Raw genomic sequence first — 22,395 nt, forward strand, 5'->3', positions numbered from 1 at the left:
GCGTCGCCCGAATCGCCGCGTTCAGTGCGCGGACCGTTCGATCGCCGGTGCGCGAGTGGCCGTGCACATCATCTGCGGGAGAGCAGGACGGGATCAACAACGCCCTTTCAATCCGGCCACGCTGACGCAGTGACCGAGAGGCGAGGTGGCGGCTCGGTCGGGTAGCGGATCGTCAGCCGCCCGGCTCCGGCCGCCCACGTCGACTTCGTGGGGCCCGCCGTGGTCAGACGCCTGCCTCCACCAGGAACGGGCTGGGCTTGTCGGACCAGGAGACGTACAGGCTGTCACGGGCCCGGGTGCAGGCGACAAACAGCAGGCAGCGTTCCGACATCAGGTCCGTCTCGTGCTGCTTGGCGTCGACGTCGGGCGGCGTGACCGCCTTCGGGAACGGCAGCGCGTCCTCGGTGACGCCGATGACCGCGACGCAGCGGAACTCCAGGCCCTTGAAGGAGTGCATGGTCCCGACCCGCACGGTGGTCGCTTCTGCCGCCGCGGACTCGGCGGAACGCAGCGTCGCCGCGGGGATGCCGGTGTCCTTCAGACGGGCCACCGCCTTCGCGCACGTCTTGTTGAACCGGGCGCTGATCCCGATCTCTCCGGCGCCGACGCCCGCGTCCAGCCAGGCCCGCACCTGCGTGACGAGCGCGTCCAGTTCGGTCTCCTCGGCCACCGCCGCGTGCACGGTGGGCCCGTCGCCGTGGAGGGCGGAACGGTAGCCGAGCAGAGTCTCGTTGCGGTTCTCGTCCTGCAGCTCGGCGATGGGTCGGCCGATCAGCAGTGCCGTGGACCAGCGCAGGATCTCCTGGGTGCTGCGGTAGTTCTTGCGCAGCTTCACGGACCGCCCGGTCACCTTGATGCCGAGCGACTTGAGCGACACCTTCGAGTCGTAGATGCGCTGGTGCGGGTCGCCCGCGATGAACAGGTCGTCCGGGCGGGCGGGGACGGCCGCGCGGAGCAGACGCCACTGCACCGGGTGCAGGTCCTGCGCCTCGTCCACCACGACGTGCCGGTACCGCGGGCCCGTCTCCTCCAGCAGCCGTGCCGCCTCCGCACACGTCTGCAGCCAGGTGCGGGCCCCGTCCTTGGCCAGGCCGGCCGTGAACCGCTCCACCGTCTCCCACACCAGCGGCCGCTCGCCAGCCGTCAGCCGGCTTCCGCGGCCCCGCCGGTCCGCTGCCTCGTACTCGGCCAGGGTCCGGATGTCCTGGGCCAGGATGACGTGCCGGTACTCCTGGGCGAGGAACTGCGCGCTGCCGGTGAAACCCGTTGCCTTGGCGGCCTTGTCCCAGCGGCTCTCCTCCTCGTTGTTCATCAGCGGACGCAGGGCCACCGCGCCCGGTGCCTCGGCGACGACACGGCTGGCGAAGCCGTCGACCGTCGAGATGTCCACCCGCTCGCGCAGTTCCGGGTCCTCCACCAGTGATTCCAGACCGGAGCGGAGGGCGTTGACGAGCGCGTTGGTGTACGTCGTGAGCAGGATGCGGTCACCGTCGCGCAGGTGCCCGAGCAGGTGCTTGACCCGGTGCAACGCGACGACGGTCTTGCCGGTGCCGGGGCCGCCGGTGACCTGCGCGGGACCCGAGTACGACGCGCGGTATGCCACCTTGCGCTGCGAGGGGTGCAGGAACACCCGCCAGGCCGCGAAGGGCTTCTCCAGGATGTCCCGCAGCTCCTCGGAGGCCGTGACCAGTGCGATACGCGACCGGCTGTGGTGGATCGCCGTCTCGTAGTCCCGTGTGTCCACCGGCTGAGTGGACGCCTGGAGGGCGGGCGCCACGATGTCCTGCCACACCTCCTCGACCGTGCACCCCTCGGCGAGATACTGCAGCACCTCGCGCTGGTCCTGGGGCAGCAGCGGCGCGAACACCTCCAACTGCTCCTTGTCGACGAGCGACCGGGCCTGCCGCAGCGTCTCGTCGTCGATGCCGAGCGCTTTCAGGTCCCCGTCGGAGAACTTCGTGAACAGCCGCTGCTTCGGCGAGGTCTCGGCCACCCGCTCGTACGCCGGCGTGATCTCGTCCAGTGTCGCCGCGTCCCGGATCTCGACGGCCCGGGTCACCGCGTTGATGCTGGACTTCTGCTTTTTCGCCCAGGTGATCGCTTTGTCGTGCTGCATGACCCTCAGCAGGACGAAGGTGTCCCCGGAGTCCGGAGCCAGCACCACACCGCGCCAGAACTGGTCGATACGGATCGTCCGGATCTGCTTGTCCTTCGCCTTCGTCAGGCTCTCCAGCTTCAGCCCCGGGTCCTTGAAGAGCTGATCGAGGGTGAGCCGGTTGAACTTCTCCCAGGCGTCGAGAACGCCCTTCCTCACCGGCGGCTGAAGCTTGGGGAGTTCGGCGAAGAAGCCGATGTCGAAGGCAAGCTGCGGCATGCGTGGATCCTATTGTCCGGGCGGGCTTCGGCGAGGACGAACAAGCAGGTCAGGGAGAGGAATCAGGGGCGCCGCCGTCGAGATCCAGACGGATCACGGCCAGCGTCTCGGCCACCTCGGCGGTGAGTTCGTCGTCCGGCCCGAACACCAGGCACAGGTCCACGTGCAACGGTTCCAGGACGTGGAAGGCGTCCGCCGCCCGCCCCTGCGCGAGGAGCAACATGCCGATGTCGCGGCGCAGTTCCACGGCGTTCTCGCTCACGTCGCCGTCGACGGAGCGGACGACGTCGAGGACGCCGTGCAGCCCCGCCAGCGCCTCGGTCACCTGACCCAGTTCGCCACGGCAGCGCGCCGCCTGCGCCCGGCTGTCCAGCGCCTCCTCGCTGCTCGGACCGCTCACGCGCGCGTAGGCGTCGGCGAGCGCCTCGAACTCTGGCAGCGCGGCCCGGTGGTCACCCGCCAGCTGACGGCTGACCGCCCGACGCATCCGCAGCCCGAGGACCGCCTTGCTCTCCGAGCCGAGGGCACGCGCGGCCGGTTCGACCATCTCGCCCACCACCTCGGCGGCCTGCGCGTACCGCTCCTCCTCCATCAGGGCGCGGTAGTGCGCGTGCACGTCGAGGATCTGCTCCCGCAGCGCCTCCCGCTCAGCCGCGGGAACGGCGGGCGCCGCGTCCGGACCGGTGGGGGACGCGGCGGGCCGCGCGCCCGCGGTGACGGCGCGCGAGCGGGGTGCGTACGGGCGGCGGAAGATCCCGGTCGGGTCAGGCACCCCGGCGGGCCCCGCCTCCCCCGGTACGGACTCCTCGCCGGGCACCGGCAGGAAGGGCCGCAGCCGTTCGTACACCTCCTGCACGTCCGCCGGACGCGCCTCGGGCGCTTTGCGGAGCAGGTGCAGGACGAGTTCCTCCAGGGCCTCCGGCACGTCGGCACGCAGCTGCCGCAGCGGCGTCGGTGCCGCGTTGACGTGCTGCATCATCAGCTGCCACTCGCTGTCCCCGCCGAACAGCGGCCGCCCGCAGAGCAGTTCGTGCAGCACGCAGCCCAGGGCGTAAAGGTCGGTGCGCGGCGTGACCCGCCCGCCGCGCACCTGCTCCGGCGCCATGTACTGGTGCGTGCCGATCGGACTGCCGGTCGCGGTCAGCTTGGTGACGTCCGTCCGCAGGATCGCCGCGATGCCGAAGTCCAGCACTTTTACCGTGCCGTCGCGGGCGACGAGGATGTTGCTCGGCTTCAGGTCACGGTGGACGACAGGCACGTCGTGCGCGTACGACAGCACGGTCGCGACCTGCGCCGCCACGGCCACCGCCCAGCTGAGGGGCACGGGCTGGTCCGGGTGTACGTATGCGGTCAGGGGCACGCCGTCGACCAGCTCCATCACCAGGAACAGTTGCTCGTACGACTCGTCGAGATCGGCGTCGTACACCTGCGGCACGCCCGGGTGCTGGATCCGTGCGGTGATCCGCGCCTCGCGTTTGAACCGCTTCTCAAGCTCCTGTGCCAGGTGCGGTGATGTGACGGCCTGGGGGCGGATGAGCTTCACGGCAACCGGCCGGTCCAGTACGGCGTCGTAGCCGCGCCATACGTCCCCCATGCCGCCGTGACTGAACTGCTCCAGCAGCTCGTAGCGTCCCGCGATCCGCCGTGGTTCCGGCACCTGGCCCCCGCCCCGTCGAGTCTCCGAAAGGTCTTCGATGTGGTTGGGGACCAGTCTCGTGGGTGGAGTTTCGTGAGTCCAGCCGGGGCGCGCGGAGCTACGTGATCAAGACAGGGAAAGGCCGGTGCACTCCGCCCAGACGGTCTTGCCGGGGCCGCCCTCGGCGCGGGGTGAACAGCCCCAGCGGTCGGCCAGTGCCTCGACGAGGAGCAGCCCGCGTCCACCCTCGTCCTCGCCGTCCTCCGGTGGGGTGACGGGGAGAGTGGGGAGGCGCTCCCCGCGGGTGTCGCTGACCTCGATCCGTACGGTGTCGGTGGCCGGGTCGGCGGTGAGGAGGACGTGGAAGTCGCGGCCGGCGACGTGTCCGTGCCGCACGGCGTTGGCGCTCAGCTCCGCCACGACGAGTGTGACGACATCGTGCGCGTCGCTGCCGTACGGGACGCCCCAGCCGTCGAGGCGGTACCCGCACAGGCGCCGGGCCAGGCGGGCTCCGCGCGGGGTCGAGCTGAAGCGCATCGTGAACTGGTGCACCGTAAGGGGGGATTGCGTTGCGGTCATGCACTCACGGTGGCGCTCTGTGGCATAGCGTGACCAGTGGTGACGCGCTGACGCCGACCCCTTGTACCGGGCGGGCGCGGACGCTGTACGGATCGGTACGCGGGGGAGAGGTGGCGAGGCGATGACCGAGGTGAGGGACGAGGAGCCGGCGCGGGGACAGCAGGATCGGCCGGAGGACGAGCCGGGGACGGGCGTGGTGACCGTGTTCGGGCGGCAGTTGAAGCTGCTGCGGACGCGGGCGGGACTGGACCGGGCCGAGTTCGGCAAGCTGGTCGGCTACTCGGCGGACACGGTGGCGTCGATCGAGCAGGGGAGGCGGATTCCGCAGCCTCGGTTCATTGACAAGGCGGATGAGGTGTTGGGGGCCGGGGGGTTGCTGACGGCCCTGAAGGAGGAGGTGGCGAAGGCTCAGTACCCGGCCTTCTTCAGGGACATGGCTCGGCTTGAGGCCAGGGCCACCGCTCTGAACGTGTACGCGGTGTACGCCGTGCCGGGTCTGTTGCAGACGGAGGACTACGCACGTGCCGTCTTCCATATGCAGCGGCCGTTGCTGGAGGACGACGTGATCGAGCAGAGGCTTGAGGCGCGCATGGTGAGGCAGGAGATCTTCTGCCGACGTCCCGCTCCTTTGATGAGCTTCGTGATCGAGGAGGCGGTGCTGCGCAGGCCGATCGGTGGTCCGAAAGTCATGCGCGAGACGCTGGAACAAATCCTCGTCACAGGTCAGTCTAGGAATGTGGAGGTGCAGGTCATGCCGATCGAACGGGAGGACAACGCCGCGTTGGGTGGTCCCTTTTCGTTGATCGACACCGACAAGGGGCAGCGCCTTGCGTACGCGGAGGTACAAGATCACAGTCGTCTCTACACCGACGCTGCGTACCTGCGCACGCTTGAAGCGCGCTATGGCATCCTCCGATCACAAGCGCTGACACCGAGCGAGTCAGTGGCGTTCATCGAGCAACTGATGGGAGACACATGAGCGTGCAGCACAGCAAGGCGGCTGTGCCCGAGGCCACTTGGATCAAGAGCAGCTACAGCACAGGCAACGGCGGCGAATGCGTCGAGGTCGCCGCAGTCTCCGGAGCCGTCCTCGTCAGGGACTCGAAGCGGCCCGCAGCAGCCAGGCTCGCGTTTGGCCCCGAAGTATGGGACGAGTTCGTACGGTTGGCTGCCGGGCGCTGAACCGGCAAACGTACGGAAGAGTGGAGCCCGGTGCGCGCGCAGCACCGGGCCCCGAGCTTGTCAGAGCTCGTCCAGCCCTTCCTCCCGGCGGATCATCCGCCAGGCGGCGCGGCGGGCGCTGCGGTCGAGGTTGGACTTGAAGTCCCGGTCGGTGCCGAAGTACCGCTTGCCGAGGGTGTCGATCGTGGAGACATGATCCATCATGTTCTCCTCGAACTTCTTGTCGAAGACGATGCCGAAGTTCTCCTCGTCGTTGACGAGGGCGGCGGCCCGGACCTTCGGATCCTCCTTGGTGGCGTTGAAGGCCGGGAGGACGTCCTCCTCGGTGAACTCCGTACCGAACTTGGCGTTGAACTTCTCGATCAGCTCGGACAGCAGTGACCTCTCGGCGTCCTTCGCACCGCCGACTCCGTCACCGAAGCCCTTGAGTTCGGTGGGGCCTTCGGGATTGAGGGACACGTCGTGCTCGCCGGTCTTCTCGACGCGCAGGTGACTCAGGTCCACCTCGCCTATGTCGACGCCGCCGTCCGCGAGGCGGGGGAGGCGGTTGAGCAGGTAGCGCCCGTAGAGATACAGGCGCTCCAGCTCGGCGTCCTGGTACGGCACGATCTGCGCGAGGAAGCCGTACTTGCGGACGTAGTCATTGAGGTTGGCCCGGAACTCCTCGGCCGTCTCGACGTCGTCCTCCTCCTCGCTCTCCAGGAGAACGGTGAAGCGGGTGACGGCGGGGGAGAGGAGCCGGTACAGCTCGGCGTGCAGCTTCTCCCACTTGGACTGGGAGCCGGCTGCCTTCTCCTGCGCCTCGAAATACGCGGCGACGAACTCGTCCATGTCCTGCTCGGAGATGACCGGCACGGACATGACGCGGCTCTGCGCCGTGTAGAGGAGGTTCGGGTCGGAGGGCAGGGTGTGCGCCTCCTCGAAGTACGGGCGGAAGGCGTCCTGTATGTCCTCGGCCTCGTTGACGAAGTCCAGTACGGCGAGGTCGGCCTGGGACTTGCGTTCGGCGGTGCGGTTGAGGCGGGAGAGAGTCTGTACGGCGGCGATGCCGGTCAGTGTCTTGTTGACGTACATGGTCGTCAGGAGCGGCTGGTCGAAGCCGGTCTGGTACTTCTCGGCGACGACGAGGATCCGGTACTCCTGCTGGCCCTTGCCGCCGGCCTTCGCGGCCTTGTCGTCGGCGCGGGTGTAGGCGAAGGCCTTCGGAAGTGCGCCTTCGGAGAGGCCGCCGTTCTCCTTGACCTCGGTGGTTTCCTCGCCGTCGATGGTGAGGGAGCCGGAGATCGCGACCAGGACACCGAGGTCCGGGTACTTGGTGTGGTAGTCCCGATCCTTGATGTAACTGCGGATGGCGCGGGCCATCTGCACGGCGGAGAGGCGGGAGGCGGTGACCACCATTGCCTTGGCGCGCCCGCCGAGCCGGCCGCGGGTGTGGGCGACGAAGTGCTCGACGATCACCTGCGCGTGCTGCGACACCGTGTGCTCGTGCATGAGCGCGAACCGGGCGAGCAGGCTGTTCGCCTTTGAGGGGTCGACCTCCTTCTCGTCGCGGTTGAGGTTCGCCAGCTTCCAGTAGGTGTTGTAGGTGACGTAGTTGCGCAGCGGGTCGAGGATGAAGCCTTCCTCGATGGCCTGGCGCATGGAGTAGGTGTGGAAGGGCCGGTAGACGGTCTTGCCGTTCTCGACGCCTTCCGTGCCGAAGAGTTCGAGGGTCTTGGACTTGGGCGTGGCGGTGAAGGCGAAGTAGGAGAGGTTGGCGGCCTGGGAGCGTGCCACCGCCTTTGCCTTCAGCTGGTCGTCCACGGTGACCGTGGTTGCGCCTTCGTCGTCCGAGTCGGCGTCCAGGCCGAGGTCGCGCAGGGCGGACTTCACGGCGGTGGCGGCGTCGCCGGACTGCGAGGAGTGCGCCTCGTCGACGATGATCGCGAAGCGGGTGCCTTTGATCTCGGTGGGGTTGCGCTTGATGTAGTCGAGCAGGGCCGGGAACGAGTGCAGGGTGACCGTGACGATCTTGCCGGTGTCCCGGGAGAGGGCGCGGGCGAGTTGCTCGCTCTTCGCGCCGTGCTTCTCGTCGACCTTCACCACCAGGCCGTCCGTCTGCGAGAAGCTGCCGACTGTTTCCCGGAGTTGGGCGTCCAGGTTGCGGCGGTCGGTGATGACGATGACCTTGTCGAAGACCGGCTCGCCCGGCTTGATGCGGTTGCTGGCGACGGCCTCGGGGGACAGGGCCCTCGGGTCGGTGTTGGCGTGCAGGTCGCTGAGGCGGTGGGATAGCCAGCCGATGGTGTTCGACTTGCCGGATCCGGCGGAGGCCATGATCAGGTAGTTCTGGCCGGCGCCGTGGGTGGCCGCGTGTGCGGTGAGCTTGCGGACCACGTCCCACTGGTGGAAGCGGGGGAAGATCGTCGACTTTGTGGTGCCGCCGCCGGGCGTCTTGTGTTTCTGCTGGTGCACGAAGCGCTGGAGGAGGTCGAGCCAATTGTCCCGCTGCCAGACCTGCTCCCAGAGGTAGGACGTGGCGTACGTGCCGTGGGCCGTGGGCGCCGGGTTCCCTGCCCCGCCGGGCTGACCGGGGCCGTTCGAGCCGGTGTTGAACGGCAGGAAACGGGTTTTCTTGCCGCGCAGCTGTGTGGTGACGAAGACCAGGTCCGGGTCAACGGCGAAGTTCGCGATGACTCGCCGCGTGAAGATCAACTCGGTCGGGTCCCGGTCGGTCCGGTACTGCTCCTTGGCCTGCTCGACGCCCTGCCCGGTCAGCGGGTTCTTCAACTCGGCCGTGGCGACGGGGATGCCGTTGAGGAACAAGGCCAGGTCGAGACGGTGGCCCCAGTCGGCCTGCTTGGTGGCGTAGGGAAGTTCCCGGACGACGGTGAGGCGGTTGGCCCGGTAGCCGTCGAGGACGGAGTCGGCGGAGATCAGGTTGGGCTTGAAGTAGGCCACACGGAGACGGACTCCGCGGTCCTTGACGCCGTTGCGCAGGACATGGAGGAGGCCGTCATCGGCAATGGCCCGGTCGAGGCGCTGGGCGAAGCCGCGCTGGGCTTCGTTGGGGTTGCCGCCGTAGACGGTGAGGAGTTCGTTCCACTCGTCGGGCTGGGTCGCGCCGATGAAGGTGAACAGCTCGTTGGTGTCGAGGCCGAGGTCGGGTCGGTAGTCCTCGGGGTTCGCCTCCCGCCAACCTCGCTCGCAGAGCACGGCAACAATGGCGGACCCGAAGGAGGACTCGTCGTGCACGGGGCTCATACGGAGATTCCTTCGGTTGCGTTGCGGCCGCTGGCGGTAGTGACGTCGAACCTTCCTGTTACGGCTGCAGTGATCAGAGCTTGGCGACGTTCGGCGAGGAGGTCGAGCTGACTGTGGCATCGCTGTGAGGCCATCTGGATCACTCGGCGCTCCTCATCGAGGATGGCCATGCTTCGACGTTGCCGTTTGAGAGACGGGGCGGGTACAGGAATCTCCCGAACCGCCTCCAAGTTGATTCGTGCCCTTGTGGAACCGCGCGAGAGAAGAGCCACCTGGTCATTCACGGGTGGTGAACTGAGTGCCCAGGCTGCGTAGTCATGCAGCACACGGGACTGGTCAAGGCGTAGGCGGAAGCAGTCAGCCTTGACCATGGCCGGACCAATATGCTCAGGCACGACGCAGGCCCGCCCGAGCGGATGGTTCTGATCTCCCAGGCCCGCTACCACTAGGTCGCCGGGAAGAGCTTCGTGTCGCTTGAGCTCGTCGAAGTAGTCGAGTGGGACGTAGGCGGCGTCGTGGTCGCGGAACTCGGCTCGCCCCAGGTTGCCCAGTCTGATCACACGAGCGCCCGCGTCAGAGTAATGAGCGCTGGTCAGCGCACTGCCGAAAGGGCCATCCGTGATGGCGGTGACGAACCGGCGGATGGGAACCCAACCGGCATCCTTGCCATCCTGGGCGATCACAGTGGACCACCGGTGCGTCAACCTTTCGCCGAGCAACGCCACTTGTGTAGTACGTAGCTCCCGCAGCGAGTCGATGCGCCCCGTCTCGGCGGCGAGGAAGTCGGCGATGCGACGCTGCTCGTCCAAAGGTGGCAGCATGATGCGTTCGCTGAGGACATCGGTCGATGACAGGTGCTTGACGGTGGTCGCGAAGGTCAGGTCATTGATGATCTTCAGTGAGGACGGTAGCGCGTACGCGATGAAGCGCATGTCCACTTGTGTCCGGGGGCGGAGCAAACAAAGCCGCTGATTGAGCGCCGCCTCCCCGCGATCCCAGACGACCAGGTTGAAGTCGCCATCCATGCCGATGACGACGTCTCCGTTCCGAAGGAGCGCCGAAGGGGGAACGTGGCCCGTCACATACGTCTCGAAGGAGAGTTCGGCAAGATCCCGAATGCGGACCAGCGGGACATCCCCGTTCGGGCCGAAGCTCTCCGAGGGGAATGGGTGACCGTTGACGAGGGTGACGAGATCGCCGATGCGGCGGACGGTCCAGCCGCCCGGGAGGGTTTCCGTCCCCGATGCGGCGCGGACGTCCCATGCGAGACTCATTCCGTCACCTGCCCCAGGAGTCCCTGAATCTCCGCCTCAACAGCCTTCAGGTCCGCGTCGATCTCCGCCAACGGTCGCGGCGGTTGGTACACGTAGAAGTGCCGCGTGAACGGGACCTCGCAGCCGATCCTCGTCTTACTATGGTCGATCCACGCGTCCGGTACGTGCACGTGCACCTCCCGCACCAGGTACTCCTCGACGTCCGCACCCAACGGTACGTTCTCGTAGTCCCGAAGCTCCGCATCCGGCTCAGGCTTCCCCTTGACGAGCTGCACCTCGCCCTCCGGATCCCGTACCCCGATGACATCCCGCAGCGCCTTGTTGAACGGCGCCCCCGTAGGCCACGTCTCGCCTGCCTGCACCACCGCGTCCTTCAGTGCGAGCCAAGCCTCCTGCTTCGTGCCCCAACTCGTGCCCATCAGGGACTTGAAGGCGTCCACCAATGCCGGAGCCTGCGGCAGCTTCTGGATCGCCTTGGACGCCTCCAGTGCCGTCAGCGTCTCCTCCGTCACCGCGAACCGCAGCTTCAGCGGGCGCTCCACCGTGATCCGCTGGTAGCCGAAGTCCTCGTTGCGGAAGACCTTTACCTTGCCGTGCAGCGGGTGCTCCGCATCCTCCGCCACGGCCAGCGCCTCGCCGTACAGCTTGACCACCGTGGCGATGTGGTCCTTGCCCAGCTCCTTGCGCTTGTCGCCCAGCGACTTCCGCATCTTCTGCCACTGGTCGCGGGCGTCCAGCAGCACGACCTTGCCCTTGTGGTCCGGGCTCTTGCGGTTGGTCAGGATCCAGAAGTACGTCGAGATACCGGTGTTGTAGAACAACTGGTCCGGCAGGGCGACGACGCCCTCCAGCCAGTCGTTCTCCAGGATCCAGCGGCGGATCTCCGACTCGCCCGAGCCGGCCGCGCCCGTGAACAACGGCGAACCGTTGAAGACGATCGCGAGCCGCGAGCCGCCCCCGCCGTTTACATCCACCGGCTTCATCTTCGAGATCATGTGCTGGAGGAACAGCAGCGAACCGTCGTTGATACGCGGCAGCCCCGCCCCGAAGCGACCGGCCTCGCCCAGAGCCTTGTATTCGTGCTCGACCTCGTCCTTGACCTTCTTCCACTCCACGCCGAACGGCGGATTGGCGAGCATGTAGTCGAAGGTCTTGCGGGCGTGCCCGTCGTCGGAGAAGGAGTTGCCGAAGGCGATGTTCTCCGGGTTCTGGCCCTTGATCATGAGATCGGACCGGCAGATCGCCCAGGACTCGGGGTTGAGTTCCTGGCCGTACACCTCCACCGTGGCGTCCGGGTTGAGCTCGGTGATGAGGTCGTCCATCGCGGAGAGCATGCCGCCCGTGCCGCAGGCCGGGTCGAGGACCGTGCGCACCGTGCCGGGCAGCTGAAGTCCGTCACCGTCCGGGGCGACCAGCAGCCGCACCATCAGCTGGATGACCTCGCGCGGGGTGAAGTGCTCACCGGCCGTCTCGTTCGACTGCTCCGCGAAACGGCGGATCAGTTCCTCGAAGATGTAGCCCATGTTGTGGTTGGGCACAATCTCGGGGCGTAGGTCCAGGTCCGTGAACTTGCCGATGACCTTGTAGAGGAGCCCCGCGCTGTCAAGCCGCTTGATCTGCTGCGCGAACTCGAAGCGGTCCAGCACGCCCCGCGCGTTGTCGGAGAACGCCCCCACGTACACCTGGAGGTTCTGTGCCGCGTTCTGGGGGTCCGCCGCGATCTTCTTCAGGGTCAGGCTGGACTTGTTGTAGAAGGAGTGGCCCGACGCCCGCCGCAGGAAACGGTCCGGGTCGATCCCACTGTCCTTGTGCTGCTCCGCGATCTCGGAGACCTTCTCGCGCGTCGGCTCCAGAACACACTCCAGGCGCCGCAGCACCGTGAACGGCAGGATGACCTTGCCGTAGTCCGACTGCTTGTAGTCCCCCCGCAGGAGGTCGGCGACGGACCACGCGTGGTTCGCCAACTCCGTGTGCTTACTGCTGTTCAACTGAATCCCCGAGTTCCTTCCTGAGATGTCCCGCCCCCACCGCGCCGCAGGGTGAGCCGCGCGGGTGCCGACCAGTGTGGTCTATGTGGATGAAGGTCCGTATGCCTAACGCGGTGAATCGGCCCCGTGCGGGTGAGCTGGCCCGCCGTCCCGCCCCGGAAGCAGTTGCCCTCCGGTCAGCCCGCGTGCAAGCAGCCGTGCCGTCTCCTCCGCCAGCCGCGTCGCCCGCTGTGCCTCCGCCCGGAGCTCGTGCACGTGCCGGAACGCCTCCCCGTACCGCCGCTGCTCCTCCAACGGCAGCAGCGGCACACGCAGCCGACCCGGGCTGACCGTCAGGACCGTGCTGCCCGTCGACGCGCCCGCGATGTTCTCCTCCGCGCCCATGAACCCGGCGAGGAACCAGGCGTCCAGGCGTGCGGGGTCCGGCCGGAAGAGGTGGACGTGAGGGCCGAGCAACGCGCCGGCGTCCTCCGCGCCCGCGACCCGCGCCATTGGACCGTCCCCGCCCGCGATCGCTCGTACGAGGACGTCCCCGACGGCGATCAGCGGCGCCACGACGCCGCGCAGTTCCGCCGGGTCGCCCGTCGGACCCAACCCGCGTGAGATGTCGGAACTGGTGAGGACCGCGCGGGCCCCAGTCTCGCCGCCGTCCCGGCCTTCTGCGCGGCCCCGCGCACTCTCCGGCACCGTCCGCAGCAGGGTGAGCGCTCCGCCCCGCGAGAGGTCGGCCGCCGTCGCCGTTCGCCATGCGCGGGCCGCGGCGCCCGCGCTGCTCCACTCCTCGTGACCGGCCGTCCGCGCAAGGGACTTCGCGGCCTTGACGAGGTCCCGGCGCGTGGTGTCGACCTCCGCCGACAGTTCCGCAGGATCGACCTCGGCCCGCGACGCCCGTACGAGTCGCGCCGGGGTCAGGTCCACCACGTCGTCCAGCAGATCCACCACACCGACCGCGTGCGCGACGCCGGACTCGCCCTCGAAGGTGCCGGGACCTTCCGTGAACGCCCACCATGCCGCCAGGACCCGCGCCGTGAGCTCGGCCCAGTCCAGGGCAGTGGACCGACTCCCGCCGCCCCGGGTGCGGGATTGTCCGGCCGTACCGCCGACTCCCGCCCCCGCTCCCGTCGATGTCTCCGCCGTGTCCACGAACAGCACCGACTTGTGCTCCGGGCCGCCCGGTTCGGGCCGTTGCAGCACCCAGATCTGGAGACCGACGTGCAGCGGCACCGACGCCCCCGCCGGCAGTGCGATTACCGCCCGCAGCGCCCCACTGCGTACCAGCTCTGCCCGTACGCGACGCCCCGACGCGCGCCCGGCCGTGGCCGGCGGCAGAAGCAGGGCCGCGTAGCCACCGGGTGTCAGATGGGCCAGTGCGTGCTGCACCCACGCGAGCTCCGACTCGGCGCGGGCCGGTACGCCGTACGCCCAGCGGGGGTCGTACGCCAGCTCGTCGTGGCCCCAGTCCCGGATGCCGTACGGCGGATTGCACAGCACCGCGTCCACGACCAGGTCGGGGAAGGCGTCCGCGCGGAGGCTGTCGGCGGCTCGCACGGTGACCGTGGCCTCCGGGGCCGTCAGCATCAGGCTCACCGCGCTGCGCCGGGCCTGCACCGGGAGCGAATCCTGGCCGTACAGCTCGCGCGCTCCTCGGCGGGCGGCGGCCGCCAGCAGGGTGCCGCTGCCGCAGGCCGGGTCGAGGACGCGCGCCGGGGAGCCGGGAATCAGGCGGGCGAGCAGATCCGCGAGCGGCGCGGGGGTCTGGTAGGCGCCGGACGCGGCACTGTCCTCCAGCTCCCGCCCCGCCAGTACGGCCAGCGCGGCTTGTCCACCCTCATCGCGTACACACGCGTACAGCGCGCGCAGCACCGCCGCGTCTTCCGCCTCGAAGCGGACGGCGTCCCCGGCCGGCACGGCGTCGGCGGCGGTGGCCACATCGTGCTGCGCGCGGGCGACGAGGTCCGGGTCCGGCAGCAGTGCGGTGTCCGACAGCTCCTCCGGCGAGCGGCGGGCCGCCGCGAGGACGAGGAGCAGGAGGTCCGACGTGCCTGTGCCGCTCTGCGCGTGCAGGCGCAGGGTCGTCCGCAGCTCCTCCGAGAGACTCACCGCCGCGACGTGGCCGCGCGAGGCCAGCCAGGAACGCACCGACTCCAGGTCGTACAGCGGGCTGCTGTCCGTACCGCCGGACGGCGCAGGGAAGTCGTCGTGCCGACGGCGCCAGTTGCTGACCGTGGCACGCGTGACCCCCGCGATGCGGGAGATCTCGGCGGCGGTCACCTGGACGGATGTCTGGGGCATGGCGGGAGTCCTGACCCTCTCTGGAGTGAGCGTTAACAACCTACAACATGCGTCAAATCTGTCAACGTGTTTGACAGTGTTTTCAGTGCCATGCTTGCCTAGTAACGCTTCCGCCTTGTCGGGGAAGTTCCGTCCAGCCACCACCGAAGAAAGGAATCACCGTCGTGACTCTCCTCCAGGACCTTGCGCAGTCGATCAGCGGCGTTCAGACGCGCCGCAGCACCCTCTACTTCCTCCAGGACACGGGAAGCACATCCGCCGACCTTCGAGCCGCCCTCAACCTCAAGTACAAGCGAGACCACGGTTTTGTCGTGGAGGAGGTGACGACGGGAGGCGTGCCCGGTGTTCTCTGTCATGGCGTCATCGGTCGGCATCGCCCACCCGACTGGGCCGCTGCGGTCGGCACCCTCACCGGGCGGAAGCCGCCGGTGGAGAACCGTACGTCGGCTTGTGCGCTCCTCCTGCCGATCGACAGGGACGTCTTCGCGCTCACCTTCGGCATGGGGCACCTGCTCCTCGAACAGTCACGCATCTCGCCTGGGTTCGGGTTCAACTTCGTTCTGCGGGCCGTGCAGCCCGACGCCATCCGCCAGGTCACGCACAGCCTCATGGACGCCCGGGGGCGCACCGACAGGAGCTCGGCCGCCCAGGGGCAGCACATCCGGGCCTTCCCCATCGAGGAGTACGGCGAGGTGGTCAGCCGGCTGGTCGGGATGATCGGGCAGACCGAACTGACGATCAGCAGGTCCCGTCGGCGGACCGTCCAAGTTGCCGGCACCGACTCGTTGAAGATCCATCTGGGGGCGGCGCCTGCGGACCTCATCCAGGACCTCCGCGAGATCCGGAGCATCACCTCGCGGCAGTCCCCGGCGCCGGATTTCGAGGCCGTCGCCCGGGTGCGTCCGCTCAAGCCCGGAGACTCACGACGTACGACGCTGGAGAAGAAGCTGGACGATCTCCTCGGCGCTGGGAAGGACGCCGGGAGGCTGGCGGTCGCTGTGCCCGCCGCATGTCTGGACCAAGAGGACGGCGCCATGTCGTACCGCGTCAAGGTCGGCAGCCGTCGCCAGTTGTTCCCCTCTTTGGACGTCAGCGACGTGCTTGGCCTGCTCGAGGAGGTGCCGCCCGGTGCGCGCCTCGCTGCGCTGAAGGACGGATACGTGCAGATGTACAGCGACGAAGAGGGAGGAGCACCCATCAGTGGCCAGGTGGGAGCTCACAAGTGGCTTGCGGCGGAGATTCCTCTCGGCTCCAGCAGGTACTTCCATCACGAGGGTCGCTGGTTCGAGATCGGTGACCGGTACCTGAACGGCGTACGGAGTGAGGTCGAGGCGCTCCTGGCGGCACCGGCCGGGATCACGCTGTTTGATTGGACCTCGGTATTCAAAGAGGAGAAGGACTACAACGAGGAAGCGCGCAAGTACGGCTACGTCTGTCTGGACCGAAAGCTGATCCGGACCGCGCAGCACCCGTACGGTATCGAGGCGGCGGACCTCGTGAGCCGTGATGGCACCCTGGTCCACGTGAAGCGCGCCGACTCGTCGGCACCCCTCAGTCACCTCTTCGCTCAGGGCCGGGTGTCGGCCGACGCGCTTCGGTTCGACAGCGAGGCAAGGGTGGAGTTCGTCCGCCGCGTGCGTGAACAAGACCCCTCGCACCCCATCTCCGACGACTTCGTTCCCAGCAAGGTTGTGTACGCGATCTCGCTGAAGAGCGGGAAGCGGCTGACGACGGAGAACCTCTTCACCTTCTCGCAAATGGCGCTACTGCAAGCCGCCCGGTCTCTGCGTGCTCAGGGAATTGAGGTGGCTGTGGTCGACATCCCCACTGTTGTGGCTCAGCCGGTGTGCTGACCAGAAGTGGTCCAGTGGTCGTAGTGAGCTACGGCTGGGCGGGACCTCGTCCGTCCCCTCGACGCCTCGGACGTCGAGGGGACGGCGACGTGTCTAGCAGTCCCTGAACTCCGGCGACTGGTTCAGCACCTGGGACCGCACGGACGTGAAACGCGCGTACGTCTCCCCGTCCCGTGCCTCCGGGCGGAACGCCGCCACGCGGTGGCAGTTCTGGAAGGCCAGGGTGATGCCGAAGTGGCGCTCCAGGCTGGTGCGGATCGCGTCGCTGGCGAGGGCGCGCAGGAGTTGGCCGCGCTCCTGTTCCGACGGGGGAGGGGTCTGGTTGTCGGTGAAGTCGGCCTTGCCGTCGTGGAGGTCGGTGGCGAGGGAGGCGATCAGGTCGTAGGCGTAGGGGAGGGACGTGCGGACCGTGTCCACGAAGTCCTCCTCGCGGATGTCGCCCTGCTCGGCTTCGGCGAGGAGCTTCGGGGAGACGTCGAGAGACATGGGGGAGTGTCGTCCTGTCTGGTTGGCGGGAGGGCGGGGGCGGGAGGAGGTCAGGCGTTCGGCGGGGTGCCGCCGGGGACGTACTCCGGGTCCACCTGGGCGGCCAGGTCCTCGCCCGTGCGGGCGTCCGCCCACGCTCGGGCGTTGCGCAGGTGGAACTCGACGGCGTGACGGTGGAGCCGGTCCCAGTCGCGGGGGTGGGAGTCGACGGCCTCGCGGAGGATGGTGAGGGCGTGGCGGTTGTGCGGCTCCAGCGAGTCGAGCGCGTCCAGGCCGGCCTCCGTGCGGCCCTGTTCGGCCGCGCGGATCCAGGGGGACTGGACGAGGTGGGCCAGGAGGTCGTCCCCTACTTGTTCCTTGAGGTAGAGCAGGTCGTCCTCGCAGGTCACCTTGTTGCCGATGACCGCGATGCGGATGCCGAACTGTTCCGCGTGGTCGCGGTACTGGCGGTAGACCGAGACGCCCTTGCGGGTGGGTTCCGCCACCAGGAAGGTGAGGTCGAAGCGGGTGAACAGGCCCGAGGCGAAGGCGTCCGCGCCCGCCGTCATGTCGACCACGACGTACTCGCCGGGGCCGTCCACCAGGTGGCCGAGGTACAGCTCGACCGCGCTCAGCTTGGAGTGGTAGCAGGCCACGCCCAGGTCGGACTCGTCGAACTCGCCCGTGACCATCAGCGGGACGCCACCCGCCCGGCCGACGTGCCGCGCGTGCAGTTCGTCGTCGCCGAGGGGGCGCAGGAGGCGGGAGCCGCGTCCCGGGGGAGTCGTTTTGATCATCGCCTCGCGGGAGGTGATGCGTGGGTTCGTGCCGCGCAGGAAGTCCTTGATCTCGGCCAGGTGCTCGCCCAGGGCAGGGGCGGACTTCTCCTCGTCGCCGAGTGCCTCGGCCAGGTGCTGGTTGATGTCGCCGTCGATGGCGAGGACCGGGGCGCCGGAGCGCGCCAGGTGGCGGGAGAAGAGCGCCGACAGCGTGGTCTTGCCGCTGCCGCCCTTGCCGACGAACGCGACTCTCACGACCGCTGCACCTTTTTGAAAATGAATGTCATGTGGTTAGGTTTAGGGAGTGATCGTCGCCGCTGTCAAATTGACTGCTCCGTAGGGGTGTTGGGTGGCGTCCGAGTGGCAGGCCCCCGGCCGGTCGCCGCCTCACCCTTGATGCATATGCTGTGCAAGTGCGTGATGTGAGCATCAAAAGTTCGTTCCGGTTCCTTGCCGTCCTCGTCCTCGTCCCGGGTCTGGCAGGCTGCTTCGCCTCCCCCGGCGGGGAGTCGTCGTCGGACGGCGGGCAGCCGGGCTCGCGGCTGCGTGTCGCCCTCGCCTTCCCGCCCGCCGAGAACTTCTCGCCGTACGGTGCCGACGCCACGCTCCTCAGCCGGCTCGGCGTCACCGAGGGGCTGACCGCCCTGGACGCCAACGGTGCCGCGGCCCCCGCGCTCGCCGAGTCCTGGCGCCGCGAGAACGACCGCACCTGGCGGTTCACCCTGCGCGAGGCCACCTTCCAGGACGGTACGGACGTCACCCCGTCCGCCGTGGCCGACGCGCTCACCCGCGCCACGGAGGCGAAGCCCGTGCCCGCCGCCCTCGCCGGTGTCACCCTCGACGCCCAGGCCGACGGCAGCCGCGGCATACGGATCACCACCACCGCGGCCGACCCCGTCCTGCCCATGCGCCTGTCCAGCCCGAACCTGGCGGTCCTCTCGCCGAAGGCGTACGACAAGAAGGACACCCCCACGCCCGTCGGCACCGCCACCGGGCCCTTCGAGATCACCAAGGTCAACGGCGGCGGCTCCGCCACCCTCGACCGCTTCGACGACTACTGGGGCGGCCGCGCCCAGGCCTCCGGCATCGACGCGCGCTTCGTCAAGGACGGCACCGCGCGCGCCAACGCGGTCCGCGCCGGCGACGTCGACATCGCCGAGGCGATCCCCGTCGCCCAGGCCGCCACCCTCGACAAGGCGACCCTCAAGGAAGCCGGCACGACCCGGACGACCAGCCTTCACCTCAACACCAGGACCGGCCCCTTCAAGGACCCGAAGCTGCGCGCCGCCGCGCGGGCGGCGGTCGACTCCTCCGCCCTCGTCAAGGGCGTCTTCGAGGGGTACGCAGACCCGGGCGCGGGCCTCTACGGTCCCGCCGTCACCTGGGCCGAGAGCAAGCGGGTGAAGCCGGCTGGGCGCGCGGACGCCGCCCGGCCCGACGGCACGCGGATCACCCTCGCCACCTACGACAACCGGCCCGAACTCCCCGAGGTCGCCCAGGTCGTGCAACAGCAGCTCGAAAAGGCCGGCTTCACGGTGAGGCTGGAGGTGCGCGAGTACTCGCGGCTGGAGAGCGACGCGCTGGCCGGGAAGTTCGACGCGTTCATCGGCGCCCGCAACAGCCTGCTGGACACCGGCGACCCCGTCGGCGTCCTCGCCAGTGACTACACCTGCGACGGCGGCTACAACCTGGCCCTGCTGTGCGACAAGAACGCCGACCGGGCCGTCGAGAAGGCCGACCGGACCGACGGCACGGGGGAGCGGCAGGACGCGGCCATGGCCGCCGAGGCCGCGATCCTCGGCACGGACGCGGTCGTGCCGCTGGCCCACCAGCAGATCATCGCAGGCGTCTCCGCCAAGGTCCGGGGCGTCGTCCTCGACCCGTACGAGCGGACCCTGGTGGGCACCGGGACGCGTCGCTGACCGCCTCCCGCCGGGGTCCGCCCCCAACTCACGCGGGCAGCTTGGTGTCGATCACGCAGCTGATCTCGACCGCCTGCCCGGGGAAGGTGAGTTCGGTGACCCCCAGGGCCGTGCTGACCGGGCGGTGAGTGCCGAAGTACGCCCGGTTGCCCTCCGCCACCGCGTCGGCGTTCTTCACCAGGTCCACCACGTACAGCGTCTGGGAGACGATCTGGTTGCGCGTGACGCCGTAGTGGGCCAGCACCTTGTCGATGTTGGCGTAGGTCCCCTGCAGCTGAGTGGCGATGTCGTCGGTCGGGCGGAAACCGCCGGCCTCGTCGAACGAGAGCTGTCCGGAGACGTGGATCAGATCGCCGGACCTGATCGCCTGCGCGTAGCCGAAGTGGCTCTCGGCCGGTATGGCGTGGTCGTAGACATCGATCGAGGTCATGGTTCCCGTCCTTCCGTCGAGCGCAGAACTCCGCGCTCTCTTGTGGTTACTGGGAAACCGTAGGAGAGTGTGGGCCGACCTGGAAGAACGCACTTTTACGTGACTGGGGAACCAGATGGTGACCAAGCAGTTGAGGGACCTGCCGGAGAACGCGGACCTGCGGCGGGCCGACTCCCTGGCGCGGGAGATCTTCTCGGACGTCGCCAACAAGTGGGCGCTGCTGATCATCGAGGCCCTCGGTGAACGCACCCTGCGCTTCAGTGAGTTGCGTGACGAGGTCGAGGGCGTCAGCCACAAGATGCTCACGCAGAACCTGCGGATGCTGGAGCGCAACGGCCTGGTCGACCGGGAGGTGCATCCCACCGTGCCGCCGAAGGTCGAGTACACCCTCACCGAACCGGGCCGGGCCCTGCGCGCCACGGTCGACCTGATCTGCGGCTGGACCCATGAGCACCTCCGGCACATCGAGTCGGCGCGCGACCGGTTCGACGCCTGACCGGCCGGGGCGTCAGCTCGCGACCAGTTCCCGCACCGGCCGCCGGGCGGAGGTCTCCGAGACCCGCGAGGTCCGGTACAGCCACAGCACATCACGCCCGAACGACCACACCAGCAGGCCCAGAGCCAGGGCCGCCACCCCGAAGTTGGCCGCGTACGGCAGCAGATCGGCGCCCGCCAGCAGCAGGAGCACGCCCTGGAGCGCGGCGACCGTCTTGCGGGCGGTGCTCGGCGGGAGCGCGGCGGTCAGCCAGGGCCAGACCCGGGCGGCGGCGACGAAGACGTACCGCATCCCGCCGATCAGCAGCACCCACGGGCCCAGTTGCATCGACACGTACACGCTCAGCACCAGGATCAGGAACGCGTCGACCTCCATGTCGAAGCGCGCGCCCAACGGGGTCGAGGTGCCCGTGCGGCGGGCGACCTTGCCGTCGACGCCGTCGAGGATCAGGGCCACCGCCGTCAGGCCGACGAACAGCGACACGGGCGGCGAGCTCTGGAAGGAGTCCGCGACCAGCGCGGTGACCCCGCCGACGAGGGTCGCCCGGCCGAGGGTGACCCGGTTCGCCGCGCCGAACGACTGCAGCCGGGAGCGGTACAGGGCCCGGGAGAGCACCGCCCAGGTGGCGATCGCGAACGCGAGGCCGGTCAGCCAGCCCGCAGGGCCCATCCCGATCGCCGTGCCGATCAGGGCCAGCAGCAGGATCTGCACTCCCGCCCCCAGGGCGGTCTCCTGCTGGAGCCTCGCGTCGTACGTGTTGTTCAGGGCCACCGAACACCCTCCGGCCGTGTGACAGAGTCGATCAACGCCGCTACCTTGTGCGCGGCCTGTGCACCCCTCGGTACGCAAGCAGCTTCCCGATCGTTCAGGAGGACTTCGATGAAGCACACCGGACGCGCGTTCTGGATCGACTCGCCTGGGCGAGGCGAGATCCGGGACGTCGCCCTGCCGGACCCGGGCGAGGGCGAGGTGCTGGTCCGCACGCTGTTCTCCGGCGTGAGCCGGGGCACGGAGACGCTCGTCTTCCGCGGCGGTGTGCCGGTCAGCCAGCACTCGGCCATGCGGGCACCGTTCCAGGAGGGCGACTTCCCGGGCCCGGTGAAGTACGGCTACCTCAACGTCGGTGTGGTGGAGGAGGGACCCGAGGCGCTCACCGGCCGTACGGTGTTCTGCCTCTACCCGCACCAGACCCGCTTCGTCGTCCCGGCGAGCGCCGTCACGCCCGTACCGGACGCCGTGCCGGCCGAACGGGCCGTGCTCGCGGGGACCGTGGAGACCGCCGTCAACGCCCTGTGGGACGCCGCGCCCCTGATCGGCGACCGGATCGCCGTGGTCGGCGGGGGCATGGTCGGCTCCTCCGTGGCCGCGCTGCTCGCCCGGTTCCCCGGCGTCCGCGTCCAGTTGGTCGACGCCGACCCGGGCCGGGCCGGCATCGCCAAGGCCCTGGGGGTCGGCTTCGCCTCGCCCGAGGACGCCCTCGGCGAGTGCGACCTGGTCGTCCACGCCAGCGCCACCGAGCAGGGCCTCGCCAGGTCCCTGGAACTCCTCACCGTCGAAGGGACCGTGCTCGAACTGAGCTGGTACGGCGACCGGCAGGTGAGCGTGCCGCTCGGCGAGGCCTTCCACTCCCGGCGGCTCGTCATCCGCTCCAGCCAGGTCGGCACGGTTTCCCCGGCCCGGCCGAACCGCACCTATGCCGACCGGCTCGCCCTCGCCCTGGACCTGCTCGCCGACCCGGCCCTCGACGCCCTCGTCACCGGCGAGTCCGCCTTCGAGGACCTGCCGGACGTGCTGCCGAAGCTCGTCTCCGGCGAGATTCCCGCGTTGTGCCACCGCGTCCGCTACGACGAGAGTGCCTGACCTGAGAAAAGACGTACCGGAG

General features: G+C 68.9%; 17 protein-coding genes. 6 read left to right on the forward strand and 11 right to left on the reverse strand.

The features are described from left to right. Positions 1-223: 223 nt before the first annotated feature. The 3 genes from HDA41_RS34175 to HDA41_RS34185 form a co-directional block, all read right to left on the reverse strand. Positions 224-2,374, reverse strand: coding sequence for a UvrD-helicase domain-containing protein (locus HDA41_RS34175; RefSeq protein ID WP_184990879.1), 2,151 nt, complete (start codon positions 2,372-2,374; stop codon positions 224-226). Positions 2,375-2,423: 49 nt separating this feature from the next. Beyond that, positions 2,424-3,968 (reverse strand): serine/threonine-protein kinase, encoded by a 1,545-nt coding sequence (locus HDA41_RS34180; protein WP_376706869.1) that lies wholly within the window; start codon positions 3,966-3,968, stop codon positions 2,424-2,426. Positions 3,969-4,136: 168 nt separating this feature from the next. Then, positions 4,137-4,589, reverse strand: a complete 453-nt coding sequence (locus HDA41_RS34185; protein WP_230299519.1) for an ATP-binding protein — start codon at positions 4,587-4,589, stop codon at positions 4,137-4,139. 121 nt (positions 4,590-4,710) lie between these two features. Between HDA41_RS34185 and HDA41_RS34190 the strand changes: the two genes are divergently transcribed. Beyond that, positions 4,711-5,568 (forward strand): helix-turn-helix domain-containing protein, encoded by an 858-nt coding sequence (locus HDA41_RS34190; RefSeq protein WP_184990883.1) that lies wholly within the window; start codon positions 4,711-4,713, stop codon positions 5,566-5,568. Continuing rightward, positions 5,565-5,771 (forward strand): DUF397 domain-containing protein, encoded by a 207-nt coding sequence (locus HDA41_RS34195; protein WP_184990885.1) that lies wholly within the window; start codon positions 5,565-5,567, stop codon positions 5,769-5,771. The genes HDA41_RS34190 and HDA41_RS34195 overlap by 4 nt, the downstream gene beginning before the upstream one ends. Positions 5,772-5,831: 60 nt before the next feature. On the opposite strand, the gene HDA41_RS34200 is transcribed toward HDA41_RS34195, so the two are convergent. From HDA41_RS34200 to HDA41_RS34215, 4 genes are all read right to left on the reverse strand, one after another. Continuing rightward, entirely contained in the window at positions 5,832-9,014 is a 3,183-nt protein-coding gene (locus HDA41_RS34200) for a type I restriction endonuclease subunit R (RefSeq protein WP_184990887.1), read from the reverse strand. Beyond that, a complete protein-coding gene (locus HDA41_RS34205) occupies positions 9,011-10,288 on the reverse strand; it encodes a restriction endonuclease subunit S (protein WP_184990889.1) in 1,278 nt (425 codons plus the stop codon). The genes HDA41_RS34200 and HDA41_RS34205 overlap by 4 nt, the downstream gene beginning before the upstream one ends. Beyond that, on the reverse strand, positions 10,285-12,276 hold the full coding sequence (locus HDA41_RS34210) for a type I restriction-modification system subunit M (protein WP_184990892.1): 1,992 nt from the start codon (positions 12,274-12,276) through the stop codon (positions 10,285-10,287). Before HDA41_RS34210 ends, HDA41_RS34205 begins: the two co-directional genes overlap by 4 nt. 105 nt (positions 12,277-12,381) lie before the next feature. Then, positions 12,382-14,568: an N-6 DNA methylase gene (locus HDA41_RS34215; protein ID WP_184990894.1), complete on the reverse strand. Its 2,187-nt coding sequence runs from the start codon at positions 14,566-14,568 to the stop codon at positions 12,382-12,384. A gap of 164 nt (positions 14,569-14,732) precedes the next feature. Between HDA41_RS34215 and HDA41_RS34220 the strand changes: the two genes are divergently transcribed. Then, a complete protein-coding gene (locus tag HDA41_RS34220; protein ID WP_184990896.1) occupies positions 14,733-16,421 on the forward strand; it encodes a DUF6119 family protein in 1,689 nt (562 codons plus the stop codon). Between the two features lie 93 nt (positions 16,422-16,514). Here the strand turns inward: HDA41_RS34220 and HDA41_RS34225 are convergent, their stop codons facing one another. Both HDA41_RS34225 and HDA41_RS34230 read right to left on the reverse strand, forming a co-directional pair. Further along, positions 16,515-16,907: an SCO5389 family protein gene (locus HDA41_RS34225; RefSeq protein ID WP_184990898.1), complete on the reverse strand. Its 393-nt coding sequence runs from the start codon at positions 16,905-16,907 to the stop codon at positions 16,515-16,517. Between the two features lie 50 nt (positions 16,908-16,957). Beyond that, positions 16,958-17,920: an ATP-binding protein gene (locus tag HDA41_RS34230; RefSeq protein WP_184990900.1), complete on the reverse strand. Its 963-nt coding sequence runs from the start codon at positions 17,918-17,920 to the stop codon at positions 16,958-16,960. A gap of 167 nt (positions 17,921-18,087) precedes the next feature. Between HDA41_RS34230 and HDA41_RS34235 the strand changes: the two genes are divergently transcribed. Then, positions 18,088-19,587 carry an ABC transporter substrate-binding protein gene (locus tag HDA41_RS34235; protein ID WP_184993978.1) on the forward strand — a complete coding sequence of 500 codons (1,500 nt, stop codon included), beginning with the start codon at positions 18,088-18,090 and terminating at the stop codon, positions 19,585-19,587. 28 nt (positions 19,588-19,615) lie between these two features. Here HDA41_RS34235 and HDA41_RS34240 read toward each other — a convergent pair whose 3' ends face one another. Next, complete coding sequence (locus HDA41_RS34240; RefSeq protein WP_184990902.1) at positions 19,616-20,017, reverse strand: RidA family protein; 402 nt, start codon at positions 20,015-20,017, stop codon at positions 19,616-19,618. Between the two features lie 115 nt (positions 20,018-20,132). Here HDA41_RS34240 and HDA41_RS34245 point away from each other — a divergent pair, with 115 nt between their 5' ends. Beyond that, the gene (locus HDA41_RS34245; protein WP_184990904.1) at positions 20,133-20,513 is read left to right on the forward strand and encodes a winged helix-turn-helix transcriptional regulator; all 381 of its coding nucleotides are present in this window, start codon (positions 20,133-20,135) and stop codon (positions 20,511-20,513) included. A 12-nt stretch (positions 20,514-20,525) separates the two neighbouring features. On the opposite strand, the gene HDA41_RS34250 is transcribed toward HDA41_RS34245, so the two are convergent. Beyond that, a complete protein-coding gene (locus tag HDA41_RS34250) occupies positions 20,526-21,284 on the reverse strand; it encodes a CDP-alcohol phosphatidyltransferase family protein (protein ID WP_184990905.1) in 759 nt (252 codons plus the stop codon). Between the two features lie 108 nt (positions 21,285-21,392). Here HDA41_RS34250 and HDA41_RS34255 point away from each other — a divergent pair, with 108 nt between their 5' ends. Further along, on the forward strand, positions 21,393-22,373 hold the full coding sequence (locus HDA41_RS34255) for a zinc-dependent alcohol dehydrogenase (protein ID WP_184990907.1): 981 nt from the start codon (positions 21,393-21,395) through the stop codon (positions 22,371-22,373). Positions 22,374-22,395: the final 22 nt, after the last annotated feature.

The sequence above is a fragment of the Streptomyces caelestis genome, from assembly GCF_014205255.1.
Classification (GTDB): domain Bacteria; phylum Actinomycetota; class Actinomycetes; order Streptomycetales; family Streptomycetaceae; genus Streptomyces; species Streptomyces caelestis.